Source organism: Thioalkalivibrio sulfidiphilus HL-EbGr7 (assembly GCF_000021985.1).
GTDB lineage: Bacteria > Pseudomonadota > Gammaproteobacteria > Ectothiorhodospirales > Ectothiorhodospiraceae > Thioalkalivibrio_A > Thioalkalivibrio_A sulfidiphilus.
The window spans coordinates 2232879-2246703 of the sequence record NC_011901.1; the positions used below are offsets into that span (position 1 = coordinate 2232879).

Below are 13825 nucleotides of genomic sequence, written 5' to 3' on the forward strand. Positions count from 1 at the left end.
TCCAGGACTTCTCGGTGATCAGGCGACATGACTCATGCCCTGGCCTTGGCGTTTAGGAAGGCTGCATCGGCATGCAGGAAGAAGGCTCGATCCTGCTCACGCGCGAACTTGCCCGGCAGGGACTCATGCAGACACACACCGTCCCGAAAGACCTGAAAACGGGTAAGAGGCGAGGTGCCGTCCTGAAGCACCAGCAGATCGACAGGCTGGGGTTTGAGGATGTCTTCCAGTTCACGAAGCCATCGCCCTTGGGTCATGAGGCCTGGTACTTCCCCAGGAACGACGGCTAGGTCTATATCCCTCCCCTGCCCTTCCCGTGCCACGGACCCGAACAGCACGAGTAGCTGCCAGCCATGATATGCCGCCAGGGTCTTGAGGGCTTCCAGTTGATGAGGTGAAAGAGCGGGCATTTCTTCGTCAGTGGTCAGTGGTCAGTGGTCAGTGGTCAGTGGTCAGTGGTCAGTGGTCAGTGGTCAGTGGTCAAGAATATTAAACAACTTACCACTGACTAGCCTCCAATCAAACGACTCAATTCCTGCGTTTTCTCCCTCATCAATCCCTCATCCCCCCGGGTTTCCACATTCAAACGAATCACGGGTTCGGTGTTTGAACCACGCAGGTTGAAGCGCCAGGTGCTGAATTCCATGCTCAGGCCGTCGGTACGGTCGATGGAGGGCTGCTTTGGGGTGAAATGCGCCTCGATGCGGGCGATGGTGTCGGGCACGCTACCCACCAGGAAGTTGATCTCACCGCTGCAGGGATAGGCGGCCATGCGCGCGTTGACGAGATCAGCCAGGGGGGTGATCCCGTCAGAAACCACCCTCACCCCTCCCCCTGGGGGGGAGAGGTGATTGAGATGGCCCTTGCACATGAGTTCGGCGATCAGCAGCCAGGGGATCATGCCGGAGTCGCAGCAGGCGAAGTCCCTGAAGTAGTGGTGGGCGCTCATCTCGCCACCATAGACAGCATCCTCCAGGCGCATGCGCTCCTTGATGAAGGCGTGCCCCGTCTTACTCATGATGGGCATGCCACCTGCGGCGGTAACCTGCTCGATGGTGTTCCAGGTGAGCCGGGGGTCATGGATGATCATGCCGCCGGGATACTTGGCGAGCATCACCTCCGCCAGCAGGCCCACCAGGTAGTAGCCCTCGATGAACCGGCCCGTGTGGTCGAACAGGAAACAGCGGTCGTAGTCGCCGTCCCAGGCGATGCCCATGTCGGCGCCATGGGCCCGAACAGCATCCGCCGTGACCCCACGATTCTCGGGAAGCAAAGGGTTGGGAATGCCATTGGGGAAATGGCCATCCGGCTCGTGATGGATGCGGGTGATCAGGAAGGGAAGATGTTCCGCGATAGCGTCAAAGGCCGGACCAGCTGCGCCGTTGCCGGCATTGACCACCAGGTGCAGAGGCTTGAGCTCGGTCAGATCGACCAGCGAAAGCACCCGCTTGACATAGCTGCTCATGACATCCAGGGATGTGTCCTGCCCATGACCAGTCGAAGAGGAGAAATCGGCCTCCCGCGCCAGGTGCTCAATGTCTCTCAGCCCGCTGTCGCCGCTGACCGGGATGGCCTCCTCCCGCACCAGCTTCATGCCGTTGTAGTCGATGGGGTTGTGGCTGGCGGTGACCATGATGCCGCCACCCATGCCGGGCAGGGAGGCGGCATGGTAGACGATCTCGGTGCCGCACAGCCCAAGGCTGCGGGTATCCACACCTTCGTCATTGAGACCCCGGGTCACCGCTTCCGCCAGTTCCGCACTGGTCAAGCGCATGTCCTGACCCACCGCCACGGGCCCCGTTGGCTGGATGACCCGGGCGTAGGCACGACCGATCCGATAGGCCAGTTCGGCATTGAGTTCGTCCGGTATACGGCCGCGGATGTCGTAGGCTTTGAAACTGGGTAGGGGCATAGCTAGTTCTTAGAAAGCATGAATCGGGACATGGCGATATTAAGGTTACTTACCACTGACCACTGACAGCCTATGCTGTTTCCTCGCGGGCGTTTCTCAGAAATTCGGCGAAGAAGGCGGCGAAGACGCCCAGCATCAGGCCCAAGAACAGGGATAACGCCAAGATGATGGACTTGCCAGGCCCTTCGGGCTCAAGACTGCGCGCGGGCTGGGTCACGACTCGCGTATCCCGGGCGGCATTGAGTCTGGCCTCCACCGCGCGCACGGTCTGACGCTGCGCCTCCGTCGACCTTTCCCAGTCAATGCGGAAGCGTTCCAGTTCAGACTCCCTGGCCTCAATCTCCGTTTTCATGTTCGACTGAGCCCGCAGAATGTCGTCCAGTCGCTTCTGAAGTTCATCGAATTCATTGGGCAGGCCGATGTGCAGCCTTTCGTCCAGGGTCGCAAGGCGATTGCGGTTCTGCTGGATGTCGCTGTCGATCATGAGCAAGGTCATGGCATTCGCGGGGTCGCCAACATTGGCGACCGCCGCACGCCTCGTTTCAGATGCCACCTCGATAGAATGCCGAATCTCCTTGATCTGCTGTTCCAGCAGTCTTTGCATATCATCCAAGCGCTTGATGCGTGACTCCACCAGTTCCTGTTGCTGGAGGAGTTCACTCAGCTCTAGCTTGGTTCTTTCAATGGCCCGTACACGTTCCAATTCCTGAATACGGAACATGCGCTCATCCTCATACTTCGCAAGTTCCAACCGGGCCTGCTCAAGACGGGAATCGAGTTGCTGGCGCTGAATATCCAACAGATAGCGATGATCCTCGATCAGTTGATTACTGGCGTAGTTGAGCACACGGAGGATTGACTCTCCCTCATCCAGCGTTCCCTTGACCTCGATCACAACCAGATTGCTACCCCTTGGGTTGCGAGCCGTGACACGCAGTCTGGATTCTTCGTGGCCTTCATCCATGTAGCGACGAAGCGCCTCAGGAATATAGCCATCCTGAAGCTTGGACAGGGCATTCTCGACCGTATCGAGGGACGCCAACTCTCTGGAGCCTGCCTCGGTTGGATAATGACCGATTTCGATAGTGCTGCCGAAAACGTACGTATCGGGCTTGACTATCAAAAACATAATACCGAGGACCAAGCTCCCCACGACTGTAAACCCAATAATGGACCTTCTTCTGACCAGCGTGCGCCACAGGTCGATCAAGCTGATCTCGTCATCCGGATAGTAGGCTGCCTCCCGGCGGGACCCGCCACGAGTTTGCTCCGCTTCATCACTCTGCGATCCTTTCATATCAGCCATCAGTGATACATCCCTACCCAGTCAGATTGCTCACAACCGCGATCAGCAGTTGTAGAACTCGCGATACCAGTTCACGAAGTTGGTGATGCCCTGCTCCACCGGGGTGTCGGGTTTGTAGTCCACGTCCTTGATCAGATCCTGGACATCGGCGTATGTATCCGGCACATCACCCGGCTGGAGCGGCAGCAGATTCTTTTCGGCCTTCTTGCCCAGACACTGCTCCAGCACCTCGATGTAGTGCATCAGCTCCACCGGCTGGTTGTTACCGATGTTGTAGAGCTGGTAGGGGGCATAGCTGGTGGCGGAATCGGGGGCGGCACCAGTCCAGTCGGGATTCGGGGCGGGCACACGGTCGAGCACGCGGATCACGCCCTCGACGATGTCGTCGATGTAGGTGAAGTCGCGGCGGTGCTTGCCGTAGTTGAACACGTCGATGGGTTTGCCCGCGAGGATGTTGCGCGTAAACATGAACAGGGCCATGTCCGGGCGACCCCACGGTCCATAGACGGTGAAGAAGCGCAGACCCGTGGTGGGCAGCTTGTAAAGTGAGCTGTAGGTGTGGGCCATGAGCTCGTTGGCCTTCTTGCTGGCGGCATACAGGCTCATGGGGTGGTCCACGTTGTCGTGCACCGAGAAGGGCATGCTGGTGTTAGCCCCGTAGACGGAACTGGACGAGGCATAGACCAGGTGCTCCACACCGTGATGCCGGCAGCCCTCCAGGATATTGCAGAACCCCACCAGGTTGGTGTCCACGTAGGCGTGGGGATTCTCGATGGAATAGCGCACACCGGCCTGGGCGGCCAGGTTCACCACGCGCTCGGGCTTGTGGGTGGCGAAGACCTTTTCCATGGCGGCGCGGTCGGCAATGTCGGCGCGCACATCGGTGAAGGCCGGGTTGTCGGCGATGCGGGCAAGACGGGCCTTCTTCAGGTTCACGTCGTAGTAGTCGTTGAGATTATCCACGCCGATGACCTCATCGCCGCGCTCGAGCAGGCGGATGGCCAGGGTGTTGCCGATGAATCCGGCGGTGCCGGTGACGAGAACCTTCATGTCGGGATCCTTTCGTTACTGGTTTGCCGGGCGAAGTTGCCCAAGGCCTACAGACTCCAGTAGACGTACTTGCCGTTGATGTCTTCGGGGTGCATGGCCGACTTCACGTCCACGAACACACCGCCCTCGACCATCATGGCACGCAGTCCCGCGGCACCCTGCTGCTGGTAGGCCTTGTGGGGTACGGCGTAGATCAGTCCATCCAGGTCACGGAAGGCATCCAGGGACGCCAGTTCCAGGTCGTACTCGTGGCGGGCCTCGTCGGCATCGGCCAGGGGGTCGTGGATCAGGGGCTCGATGCCGAACTGGCGCAGTTCCTTGACGATGTCGGGGACCCGGGAGTTGCGCAGGTCGGGGACGTTTTCCTTGAAGGTGAGCCCGAGGATTCCCACCCTGCCCTGCTTCACGGGACGGTCCTGTTCGATGAGGATCTTCACCAGGCGCTGGGCGATGTAGGCACCCATGCCGTCGTTGATGCGCCGGCCGGCCAGGATCACCTGGGGGTAGTAGCCCACGGCCTTGGCCTTGGTGGTGAGATAGTAGGGATCCACGCCGATGCAGTGGCCGCCCACCAGGCCCGGGGTGAAGGGCAGGAAATTCCACTTGGTGCCGGCGGCGGCAAGCACGTCCTTGGTGCGGATACCCAGGCGATCGAAGATCAGCGCCAGCTCGTTCATGAGGGCGATGTTCAGGTCCCGCTGGGTGTTCTCGATCACCTTGGCGGCCTCGGCCACCTTGATGGTGGGGGCGCGGTGGATGCCGGCGGTGACGATGCGCCCGTAGGCCTCGGCCACCCGCTCAAGGGTCTCGGCGTCCTCACCGGAGACCACCTTCACGATGCGCTCCAGGGTGTGTTCCTTGTCGCCGGGGTTGATGCGTTCGGGTGAGTAACCCAGCTTGAAGTCCTTGCCCTGCTCCAGGCCGGAGACCCGGGCCAGGATGGGGCCGCAGATCTCCTCGGTGACCCCGGGGTAGACGGTGGACTCAAACACCACCACGGCGCCCGGGGAGAGCACCTTGCCCACGGTCTCGCAGGCGGAGATCACCGGGCTCAGGTCCGGCTGACGGTTGTCGTCGATGGGGGTGGGCACGGTGACCACGAAGAAGGTCACGCCCTTGAGGTCGGCGGGATCCGTGGTGTAGCGGATGGGATTGGCCTTGAGCTCTTCGGCGGTGACCTCGCCGGTATAGTCCTGGCCATCACGCAGCGTGCGCACCCGGCGCTCGCTGATGTCGAAACCCACCGTATCCGGGTAGTGTTTCGCAAACCCCAGGGCCACGGGCAGACCTACATAGCCCAGCCCGATCACACCGATTCTTTCGCTCATGCCACCCTTCCCTTGTAAGGCTGTTCTGGGGGCGAACGATAGCGGAAAGCCCGCGGCGGGGCAAAGGCCGGTTGATGACGGGGAAATGACCGGTGGTCTTTGGCGGGTGCCGGCGAATCGGGTATCTTATCCGCCTTCAGGCCCCGGTAGCTCAGATGGATAGAGCGTCCCCCTCCTAAGGGGAAGGTCTCAGGTTCGAATCCTGATCGGGGCACCAGTTCTTTGCCAGGCCGCTCTGGTTGACGCAAAGGACGCAAAGACGCAGAGGACGCAAAGGAATTTGATCAAAAAAACTCCGCGTCCCCTGCGTCTTTGCGCCCTTTGCGTGATCAGAGGCACGTGATCCTGCCACATCCGACTCACGGCGGGGCCGCCGCGCCAACCGGTCAGCCCGCCGAGCGGCGCACGCTGGTGATGTTGGGCAGGGCGCCGATCTTGTCCATCAGGGCGCTCAGCTGGGCGCTGCCTTCCACCTCCAGGGTCAGCTCCATGGTCACCGTCTGATCCGAACGGTCGGTGCGGGTGTTGGCGGACAGGACGTTGATCCGATCGTTGGCCAGCACGCCGGTGATGTCCCGCAGCAGACCCTGGCGGTCAAAAGCCTCGATGCGGATGTTCACCGGGTAGGACCGGGGCTCGGCGCCCCAGCTCACTTCCACCAGGCGCACCTTCTTCTCCGGCGGCATGCGCAGGATGTTCACGCAGTCACGGCGGTGGATGGTCACGCCCTTGCCCCGGGTGATGAAGCCGATGATGGGGTCGCCGGGCACGGGCCGGCAGCAGCGGGCGATCTGGGTGAGCAGGTTGCCCACGCCGCGGATGTGGATCTCGGATTTCTCGCCGCCGGCGGGCGCGGGAGCGCGCTTGCGCCGCCGGGTGGAGACCAGGCTCTCCACCGGCGGGGCCACGGGCTGCAGGGCCCCGGCCAGCTGGGCGGGGGTGATGTCGCCGGCGCCCACGGCCACCAGGAACTCATCCCTGGTGGGCTGGTGGAAACGCTTCGCCAGGGCCTCCAGGTCCGGGTTTGCGACCCCCATGCGCTGGCACTCCCGGTCCAGGATCACGCGACCTTCGTGCAGGTTGCGATCGTGGTCCTGGAGCTTGAACCAGGACCGGGCCTTGCCCCGCGCCCGGGAGGTGCGCAGGTAGCCCATGCTGGGATTGATCCAGTCGCGGCTGGGTCCGCCCTGGCGGGTGGTGAGCACCTCCACCCGCTGCCCGGAGCGCAGGGCATAGGTCAGCGGCACGATGCGCCCGTCCACCTTGGCGCCCCGGCAGCGATGGCCCACCTCGGTGTGGATGGCGTAGGCGAAGTCCAGGGGCGTGGCGCCCTTGGGCAGGTCCACCACATCGCCCTTGGGGGTGAGCACGAACACCCGGTCCTGGAACAGCTCGGAACGGAAGCTGTCCATCAGGGCCTCGTCGTCCTCGCGATTCTCCAGCAGGCGACGCAGGGAGCCGATGGCCCGGCCCATGGCCTGATCCTCCCGGCCGCCCTCCTTGTAGCGCCAGTGGGCGGCCACACCCAGCTCGGCGAAGTCGTCCATGGCCTGGGTGCGGATCTGCACCTCCACCACCTTGGCCCTGGGGCCGATCACCGCGGTGTGCAGAGACTGGTAGCCGTTGTCCTTGGGATTGGCGATGTAGTCGTCGAACTCCTGGGGGATGTGGGGCCAGAGGCCGTGCACCACGCCCAGCACCGTGTAGCAGGTGGGGATGCGGTCCACGATCACCCGCACGGCGCGCAGGTCGTAGAGCTCCTCGAAGTCCAGCTGCTTGCGCTCCATCTTGCGCCAGATGCTGTAGATGTGTTTCGGCCGTCCCAGCACCCGGGCCTCGATGCCCTCGGGGCGCAACGCCGTCTCCAGGCGCTCCATGAACTCCCGGATGTAGGTCTCGCGCTCGGTGCGGCTCTCTTCCAGCAGCCTGGCCACGCGCCGGTACTCGGACGGCTCCAGGATGCGGAAGGACAGGTCCTCCATCTCCCACTTGAGTTGGCCGATGCCGAGACGGTGGGCCAGGGGCGCGAACACCTCCAGGGTCTCCCGGGCATAGGCCCGGGCCAGGTCATCGGGTTCGGTGGCCAGCAGGCGCAGACGCTGCACCCGGTAGGCCAGCTTGATGAGCACCGCGCGCACGTCCTCCACCACCGCCAGCAGCAGGCGGCGCAGGCGCTCGGCCTGCTCCGGGCCGGCGCCCGACTCGCGGGGGGGTTCTTCCTTGAACGAATCGCCGGGAGCGATTCGTCGCGCAAGCCCCGGAGGGGTGAGGCGCATGGAAGCGTCGAACAAGGTGAGCATCCAGTGCACGCTGCGCACCAGGGCGGCGACGGCCTCGCCGAAGTGCTCACGCAGGCGCGCCTCGGTCAGGCGCTTGTCCAGGAAGGCATCCAGCAGCAGGGTGGCGATCAGGGTCTCACGGTCCACCCCCAGCAGGCGAAGGATCTCGGCCACGTCCAGGGCGCAAGGACGCTGGGGATCCTCGGGGCGGTAGGCGACCGCGGTGCGCAGGGCCTCCAGGAGCTGCTCGTCCCTGCCCTCCCCCGGCGCCGAGGCGAAGCGCGCCTCCAGCTCGTGGAGCGGGGCGTCGGAGACGTGCTTCTTGTGATAGTGGGTGTGTTTCATGAGGCGCGAGAGACAAGATACAAGAGGCAAGAGACAAGAGAAACAAAAGGCCCGCGGGCGGGCCATTTGTTTCATCCTTCATCCTTCATCCTTCTGTTTACGCTGCCTTACGCAGCGTGAACAGCGGCGGCTGTTTCAGGACCCCTCTCGCGCCGAGCCAGCCGGCAAAGCCCACGCCGGCGGCGCCGCCGCCGATGCCGGCGATCCACAGCCACGGGTTGACCGCGAAGGGCAGGTCGAAGATCTGCGCGGCGAGCACGTAGCCGATCAGGGTGGCACCGGCGGCGGCCAGCAGGCCCGCCAGCGCGCCCATCACCAGGAACTCCGACAGCAGGCCGGCCAGCACCTGGCGGCGGCTGGCGCCCAGGGTGCGCAGCAGGGCTGTCTCCCGCTGGCGCACGGAACGGGTGGCCTGGATGGCGGCGAACAGCACCGTCACGCCGGCCAGCAGGGTGAACAGGAACACGTACTCCACGGCCAGGGTCGCCCGGTCCATGATGGATCGCACCTGCTCCATCAGCGCGCGCACGTCCAGCACCGTGATGCTGGGGAACTGGCGCACGGCGGCGGCCAGCAGACCCTCGCCCTGGCCGTCCAGGCGGAAACTGGTGATGTAGGTGGCGGGCATCTCCGCCAGCAGTTCCGGCGGGGCGACCACGAAGAAATTCACGTTGAAGGAATCCCACTGCACGGTGCGCAGGCTGGTCACCCTGCCCTCGACCGACTCACCGGCCACCCGGAACACCAGGCGGTCGCCCATGGCGATCCCGAGCGTCTGGGCAAGACCCTCCTCCACGGACCACTGGGCCAGATCGTCCCCCGGCTGCCACCAGCGACCGGCGATGATGCGGTTGTCCGGCTGGGGGGCGTCACCGAACGAGAGGTTGAATTCCCGGGCGGCCAGGCGTTCGGCCCGGGCACTCTCGTAATCCTCGGGGTTCACGGGCCGGTCGTTGATGTTGGCCAGACGACCCCGGACCATGGGGTAGTAGGCGGGCGCATCTAGGCCCCGGGACTCGAACAGGGCGCGCAGCGGCTCCACCTCCTCCGGCTGCACGTTGATCATGAAGTGGTTGGGGGCGTCCTCCGGCAGGTTCTGCTCCCAGGCGGAGAGCAGGTCCACCCGCACCAGGGCGAGCAGCAGCAGGGCCATGATGCCCAGACCGAAGGCGGAGAGCTGCACGGCGCTCAGGCTGCCCCGGCGGGACAGGTTGGCCAGCCCGAAGCGCAGCGCCACCCCGCCCCGGGTGCGCAGGGGCTTGAGCAGCCAGATCATGGCCCAGGCTACGCCCCAGAGCAGCACCCCGGTGACCACGGCCCCGCCCAGCACCCGAACTGCCAGGCGCGCGTCGCCCGCCTGCCAGAGCAGCAGCACGCCCAGGGTCACCATCGCCAGGCCCAGCACCAGCCACATGGCGGGCGGCGGCGCGCCCAGTTCACGGCGCAGCACCCGAAGCGGCGGCACCCGGCCGATACGCAGCATGGAGGGCAGCGCGAAGCCCAGCACCGTGACCAGGCCCACGGCCAGGCCGCTGAACACCGGCCAGGCGGAGGCCGCGGGCAGGCCGCCGGTGAACCATTGGCCCAGCAGCGCCGTGAGCACCGTCTGGGCGCCGTAACCCGCCAGGGCGCCGGCGAGACTCGACAGCAGCGCGATCCACAGCAGACGCAGCAGGAACACCCGCACCACGAAGTCCCGGCTGGCCCCCAGGCAGCGCATCACCGCGCTGGTGTCCGACTGGCGTTCGCTGTAGTGGCGCGCCGCCACGGCGATGGCGCCGCCGGCCAGCAGCACCGCCACCAGGGCGGCAAGCCCCAGGAACTGCTCGGCCCGCTCGATGGCCTGGCGCAGTTCCGGGCGGGCATCGCGCACGCCCTCGATGCGTTCGTTGGCGGCGAGCCGGTCGACGGCCCAGGCCCGGTAGTCATTGACCGCCGCCTCGTCGCCGGCCACCAGCAGCTGGTGGCGCACCCGGCTCGCCGGGGTGACCAGGCCCGTGGCGGGCACGTCAGCCAGGTTGAACATGACCCGCGGGGCGAGCTGGAACAGGTCGCCGCCCCGGTCAGGTTCGTAGGTGAGTACCCGGCTGACACGCAGCTCGGTGTCGCCCACCTGCAGCCGGTCGCCCACCTGGAAGCCCATCTGCTGGAACAATCGCGTCTCGGCCCAGACCTCGCCGGGGCCGGGACCGCCCTCCGGCTCCAACTCTGGCCCGAAGGGTTGCTCGGACACCCGCAACCGGCCGCGCAGCGGGTAGCCCCCGTCCACCGCCTTCAATTCCGCCAGCTGGGCGGCATCGCCGAACAGCACCACGCTGGGGAAGGTGACGAAACGGGCGATGGAAAGCCCCCGTTCCGTGGCGCCGGTGGAGAGCGTCTCGGAAATCTCGTCGGCGGAGACCACCGCCAGGTCGGCACCCAGCAGCTCCGTGGCCTGGAGCAGCATGGCCCGCTGCACCCGGTCGGTGAAAAAGCCCACGGAGGTGACTGCCGCCACGGCGATCACCACCGCAAGCGCCAGCACCTGCAGTTCCCCGGAGCGCCACTCCCGCAGCAGGGAGCGCAGGGAATAGCGGAATGCGCCCACCCTCATGGCAGCGGAGCTCATTGCGTCCCCAGCACGCCGTCGCGCAGGAACAGGCGCCGGTCGCAGCGACCGGCCAGTTCCACGTCGTGGGTCACCAGCACCAGGGCCGTGCCCAGCTCGTCCTTGAGGCCGAACAGCAGGCGGATGATCTGCTCGCCGGTGACCTGGTCCAGGTTGCCGGTGGGCTCGTCGGCGAACAGCACCTTGGGATTGGGCGCGAAGGCCCGGGCCACGGCCACCCGCTGCTGTTCGCCGCCAGAGAGCTGGCTCGGGTAATGGGCCACCCGGTCCTTGAGGCCGACCCGCTCCAGGGCCTCCAGGGCGAGCTTGCGGGCATCGCCGGGGTGCCCGCCCAGTTCCAGGCTCAACATCACGTTTTCCAGCGCCGTGAGCGCCGGCAGCAGCTGGAAGGACTGGAACACGAAACCCACCTGACCGGCGCGCAGCCTGGCCCGGGCATCCTCCTCCAGATTCCCCAGGGATTCGGACAGGAGTCGAACTTCTCCGCCGCTCGGCAGATCCAATCCGGCAAGCAGACCCAACAGGGTCGACTTGCCCGATCCGGAGGCGCCCAGGATGGCCACCGCCTCGGCGGGCGCCACGGCCAGATCCACGCCCTTGAGGATATCCAGTCGTCCGCCGGGGCCCTGCACGGATTTGCTCAGGCCGATGGCCTCCACCAGCGCGGTCCCGGTTGCCCTGGCCGCCACGTTAGAATGGGACACCATGAAATCCTTACTCCTGTTGTTTGTCGTCGTATTCCACGTCTTCCTGGCCGCACCCGTCCTGGCGGACGCCCAGGAGCGCCACACCCTGGTGGTGCTGGGTGACAGCCTGAGCGCCGCCTACGGCATGGCCGAGCGGGAGGGCTGGGTGGCCCTGCTGGAGCGGCGCCTGTCCGATGAGGACCTGCCCTGGCGGCTGGTCAACGCCAGCATCAGCGGCGACACCACCCGGGGCGGACTCACCCGTCTCCCCCGGGTCCTGGAACGCCACGAACCGGCGCTGGTGATCATCGAACTGGGAGGCAACGACGGCCTGCGGGGCGTGCATCCGAACATCATGATCGACGAGATGCGCGAGAACCTCGCCGAACTGGTTCGCCTGAGCCGGGAGTCCGGGGCCGAGGTGCTGCTGCTCGGCATGCACCTGCCACCCAACTACGGCAATCATTTCACCGAGAGGTTCCACGCCGTGTACCACGAGGTGGCCCGGGAGCACGGCGTGCCCCTGGTGCCCTTCTTCCTGGAAGGGGTGGCCGAGGATCGCGCGCTCATGCAGCCCGACGGTATCCACCCCACCGCCGAAGCGCAAGCTCGCATGCTGGAAAACGTGTGGGAGACACTCAAGCCGATGCTGGAGCGCCGGGTTGCCGGCTCGTAGGGGCGGCGGCGCGAGGCTTGGGGGGCAGGATCAGGCATCGTTGATCACGCAGAGGGCGCAAAGACGCGGAGAGCGCAAAGATTCTTGATCAAAAACCTCTGCGTTCTCTGCGTCTTTGCGTCCTCTGCGTCGAACAGGCAGCTCAGGTACGCCCCTGACCGCGTTCGGCCCGGGGTCGGGCCTCCTACTCTGAGTCGGATTCTCCCTTGCGCCACAACTCGTAGCATTCCAGCCCGCAGAAATGCTGGACATACTCGTCTTCCTCGGCGGTATGGGATCCGTGGGGTGGGAGTTCCCGGAGAAAGGCCTCCATGTCCATATGCTCCGGCTCCGTGGGATAGGGCTTGGTATTCATGGAGAAACCCTCACTGACGACAGGGTTCCTTCAAGCATAGTCCAAATATCCAGCTACAGACCTGAAAAGCGAAAACCGGTTCTCTCGCCAAGCCGCGAAGCCGCCAAGAAACCCTTTCAAGTATTGATTTTCCTTCGCGTCTTCGCGTCTTCGCGAGAGAACCGGTTTTTTTCAGTATCCCCAAACGGAAAGACCGCCTTGCGGCGGTCTTTTCAGCGACTTACTGAGTGATCAGCGCTGCATGGCCTTCAGGGCCATGATGCGCTCCTCCAGGGGCGGGTGGCTCATGAACAGCTTCTTGAGCCCCTGCCCCATGCCGCCGCGGATGCCGAAGGCGGCCATCTGGTCGGGCATCTGGCTTGGCGTGTGCACGGCGCGCAGCTTCTCCAGGGCCGAGATCATCTTCTCCCGGCCGGCCAGGCGGGCACCGCCCGCGTCGGCCCGGAACTCCCGCTGGCGGGAGAACCACATGACGATGATGGAGGCCAGGATGGCAAACACGATCTCCGCCACGATGGTGGTGATCCAGAAGGCCGGGCCATGGCCCTGCTCGTTCTTGAACACCACCCGGTCCACGAAGTGACCCACCACGCGGGCCAGGAAGATCACGAAGGTGTTCACCACGCCCTGGATCAGGGCCAGGGTCACCATGTCGCCGTTGGCCACGTGGGCGACCTCGTGGCCCAGCACCGCCTCCACCTCGTCGGCGTTCATGCGGTCCATGAGCCCGGTGCTCACCGCCACCAGGGCGTTGTTCTTGCTCATGCCCGTGGCGAAGGCATTGGGATCGGGGGAATTGAAGATACCCACCTCCGGCATGCCGATGCCCGCCTCACGGGCCTGGCGACGCACGGTCTCCAGCAACCACTGCTCGGTGCTGTTGCGGGGCTGTTCGATGACATGGACCCGCATGGTCTTCTTGGCCATCCACTTGGAAATGGCCAGGGAGATGAACGAGCCGCCGAAGCCGAATACCGCCGCGAAGATCAGCAGGGCGTTCAGGTTCAGGTTGGTGCCGGACTCATCGAGGATACGTTCCACGCCCAGGAGGCGCAGCACGATGCTCAGCACCACGATGATCGCCAGGTTGGTGGCCAGGAACAGGAAGATACGTTTCATCGTCGCTCCGATGTGTTCAAAGGTTCAGGATCAAAAGTCCGCGGTATTAGATAGGGGCAACGGTAAAAAATTCAACCGTTCGGCGTGCGACATGGGTAGGAGCGGCGACCCCGCCGCGAACGACCCCAAGGGGGATGTTGACGCCTCGTTGATCACGCAGA

General features: G+C 64.8%; 11 protein-coding genes and 1 tRNA gene. 2 read left to right on the top strand and 10 right to left on the bottom strand.

Annotation, left to right across the window (positions count from 1 at the left end; all coding sequences use genetic code 11):
• Positions 1-32: 32 nt before the first annotated feature.
• The 5 genes from TGR7_RS17190 to TGR7_RS10570 form a co-directional block, all read right to left on the bottom strand.
• On the bottom strand, positions 33-410 hold the full coding sequence (locus TGR7_RS17190) for a nucleotidyltransferase family protein (RefSeq protein ID WP_081434282.1): 378 nt from the start codon (positions 408-410) through the stop codon (positions 33-35).
• 98 nt (positions 411-508) lie between these two features.
• Positions 509-1912, bottom strand: coding sequence for a phosphohexomutase domain-containing protein (locus TGR7_RS10555; protein ID WP_012638667.1), 1404 nt, complete (start codon positions 1910-1912; stop codon positions 509-511).
• Positions 1913-1982: 70 nt separating this feature from the next.
• Positions 1983-3218, bottom strand: a complete 1236-nt coding sequence (locus tag TGR7_RS10560; protein WP_012638668.1) for a GumC domain-containing protein — start codon at positions 3216-3218, stop codon at positions 1983-1985.
• Between the two features lie 42 nt (positions 3219-3260).
• Positions 3261-4268 carry an NAD-dependent epimerase gene (locus TGR7_RS10565; protein ID WP_012638669.1) on the bottom strand — a complete coding sequence of 336 codons (1008 nt, stop codon included), beginning with the start codon at positions 4266-4268 and terminating at the stop codon, positions 3261-3263.
• A 47-nt stretch (positions 4269-4315) separates the two neighbouring features.
• Positions 4316-5596: a nucleotide sugar dehydrogenase gene (locus tag TGR7_RS10570; RefSeq protein ID WP_012638670.1), complete on the bottom strand. Its 1281-nt coding sequence runs from the start codon at positions 5594-5596 to the stop codon at positions 4316-4318.
• Between the two features lie 140 nt (positions 5597-5736).
• Between TGR7_RS10570 and TGR7_RS10575 the strand changes: the two genes are divergently transcribed.
• Positions 5737-5813: transfer RNA gene (locus TGR7_RS10575), tRNA-Arg, on the top strand.
• A gap of 169 nt (positions 5814-5982) precedes the next feature.
• Here the strand turns inward: TGR7_RS10575 and TGR7_RS10580 are convergent.
• From TGR7_RS10580 to TGR7_RS10590, 3 genes are all read right to left on the bottom strand, one after another.
• Positions 5983-8220, bottom strand: a complete 2238-nt coding sequence (locus tag TGR7_RS10580; RefSeq protein ID WP_041441635.1) for a RelA/SpoT family protein — start codon at positions 8218-8220, stop codon at positions 5983-5985.
• A 97-nt stretch (positions 8221-8317) separates the two neighbouring features.
• Positions 8318-10813 carry an ABC transporter permease gene (locus tag TGR7_RS10585; RefSeq protein WP_012638672.1) on the bottom strand — a complete coding sequence of 832 codons (2496 nt, stop codon included), beginning with the start codon at positions 10811-10813 and terminating at the stop codon, positions 8318-8320.
• Between the two features lie 11 nt (positions 10814-10824).
• Positions 10825-11535, bottom strand: coding sequence for an ABC transporter ATP-binding protein (locus TGR7_RS10590; RefSeq protein ID WP_012638673.1), 711 nt, complete (start codon positions 11533-11535; stop codon positions 10825-10827).
• Here TGR7_RS10590 and TGR7_RS10595 point away from each other — a divergent pair.
• On the top strand, positions 11534-12190 hold the full coding sequence (locus TGR7_RS10595) for an arylesterase (RefSeq protein ID WP_041441642.1): 657 nt from the start codon (positions 11534-11536) through the stop codon (positions 12188-12190). The two genes, TGR7_RS10590 and TGR7_RS10595, sit on opposite strands and share 2 nt — an antisense overlap.
• A gap of 184 nt (positions 12191-12374) precedes the next feature.
• Here the strand turns inward: TGR7_RS10595 and TGR7_RS17490 are convergent, their stop codons facing one another.
• On the bottom strand, positions 12375-12545 hold the full coding sequence (locus TGR7_RS17490) for a DUF3330 domain-containing protein (RefSeq protein WP_012638675.1): 171 nt from the start codon (positions 12543-12545) through the stop codon (positions 12375-12377).
• Between the two features lie 231 nt (positions 12546-12776).
• Positions 12777-13664 carry a protease HtpX gene (gene htpX / locus TGR7_RS10600; RefSeq protein ID WP_012638676.1) on the bottom strand — a complete coding sequence of 296 codons (888 nt, stop codon included), beginning with the start codon at positions 13662-13664 and terminating at the stop codon, positions 12777-12779.
• Between the last annotated feature and the right edge of the window lie 161 nt (positions 13665-13825).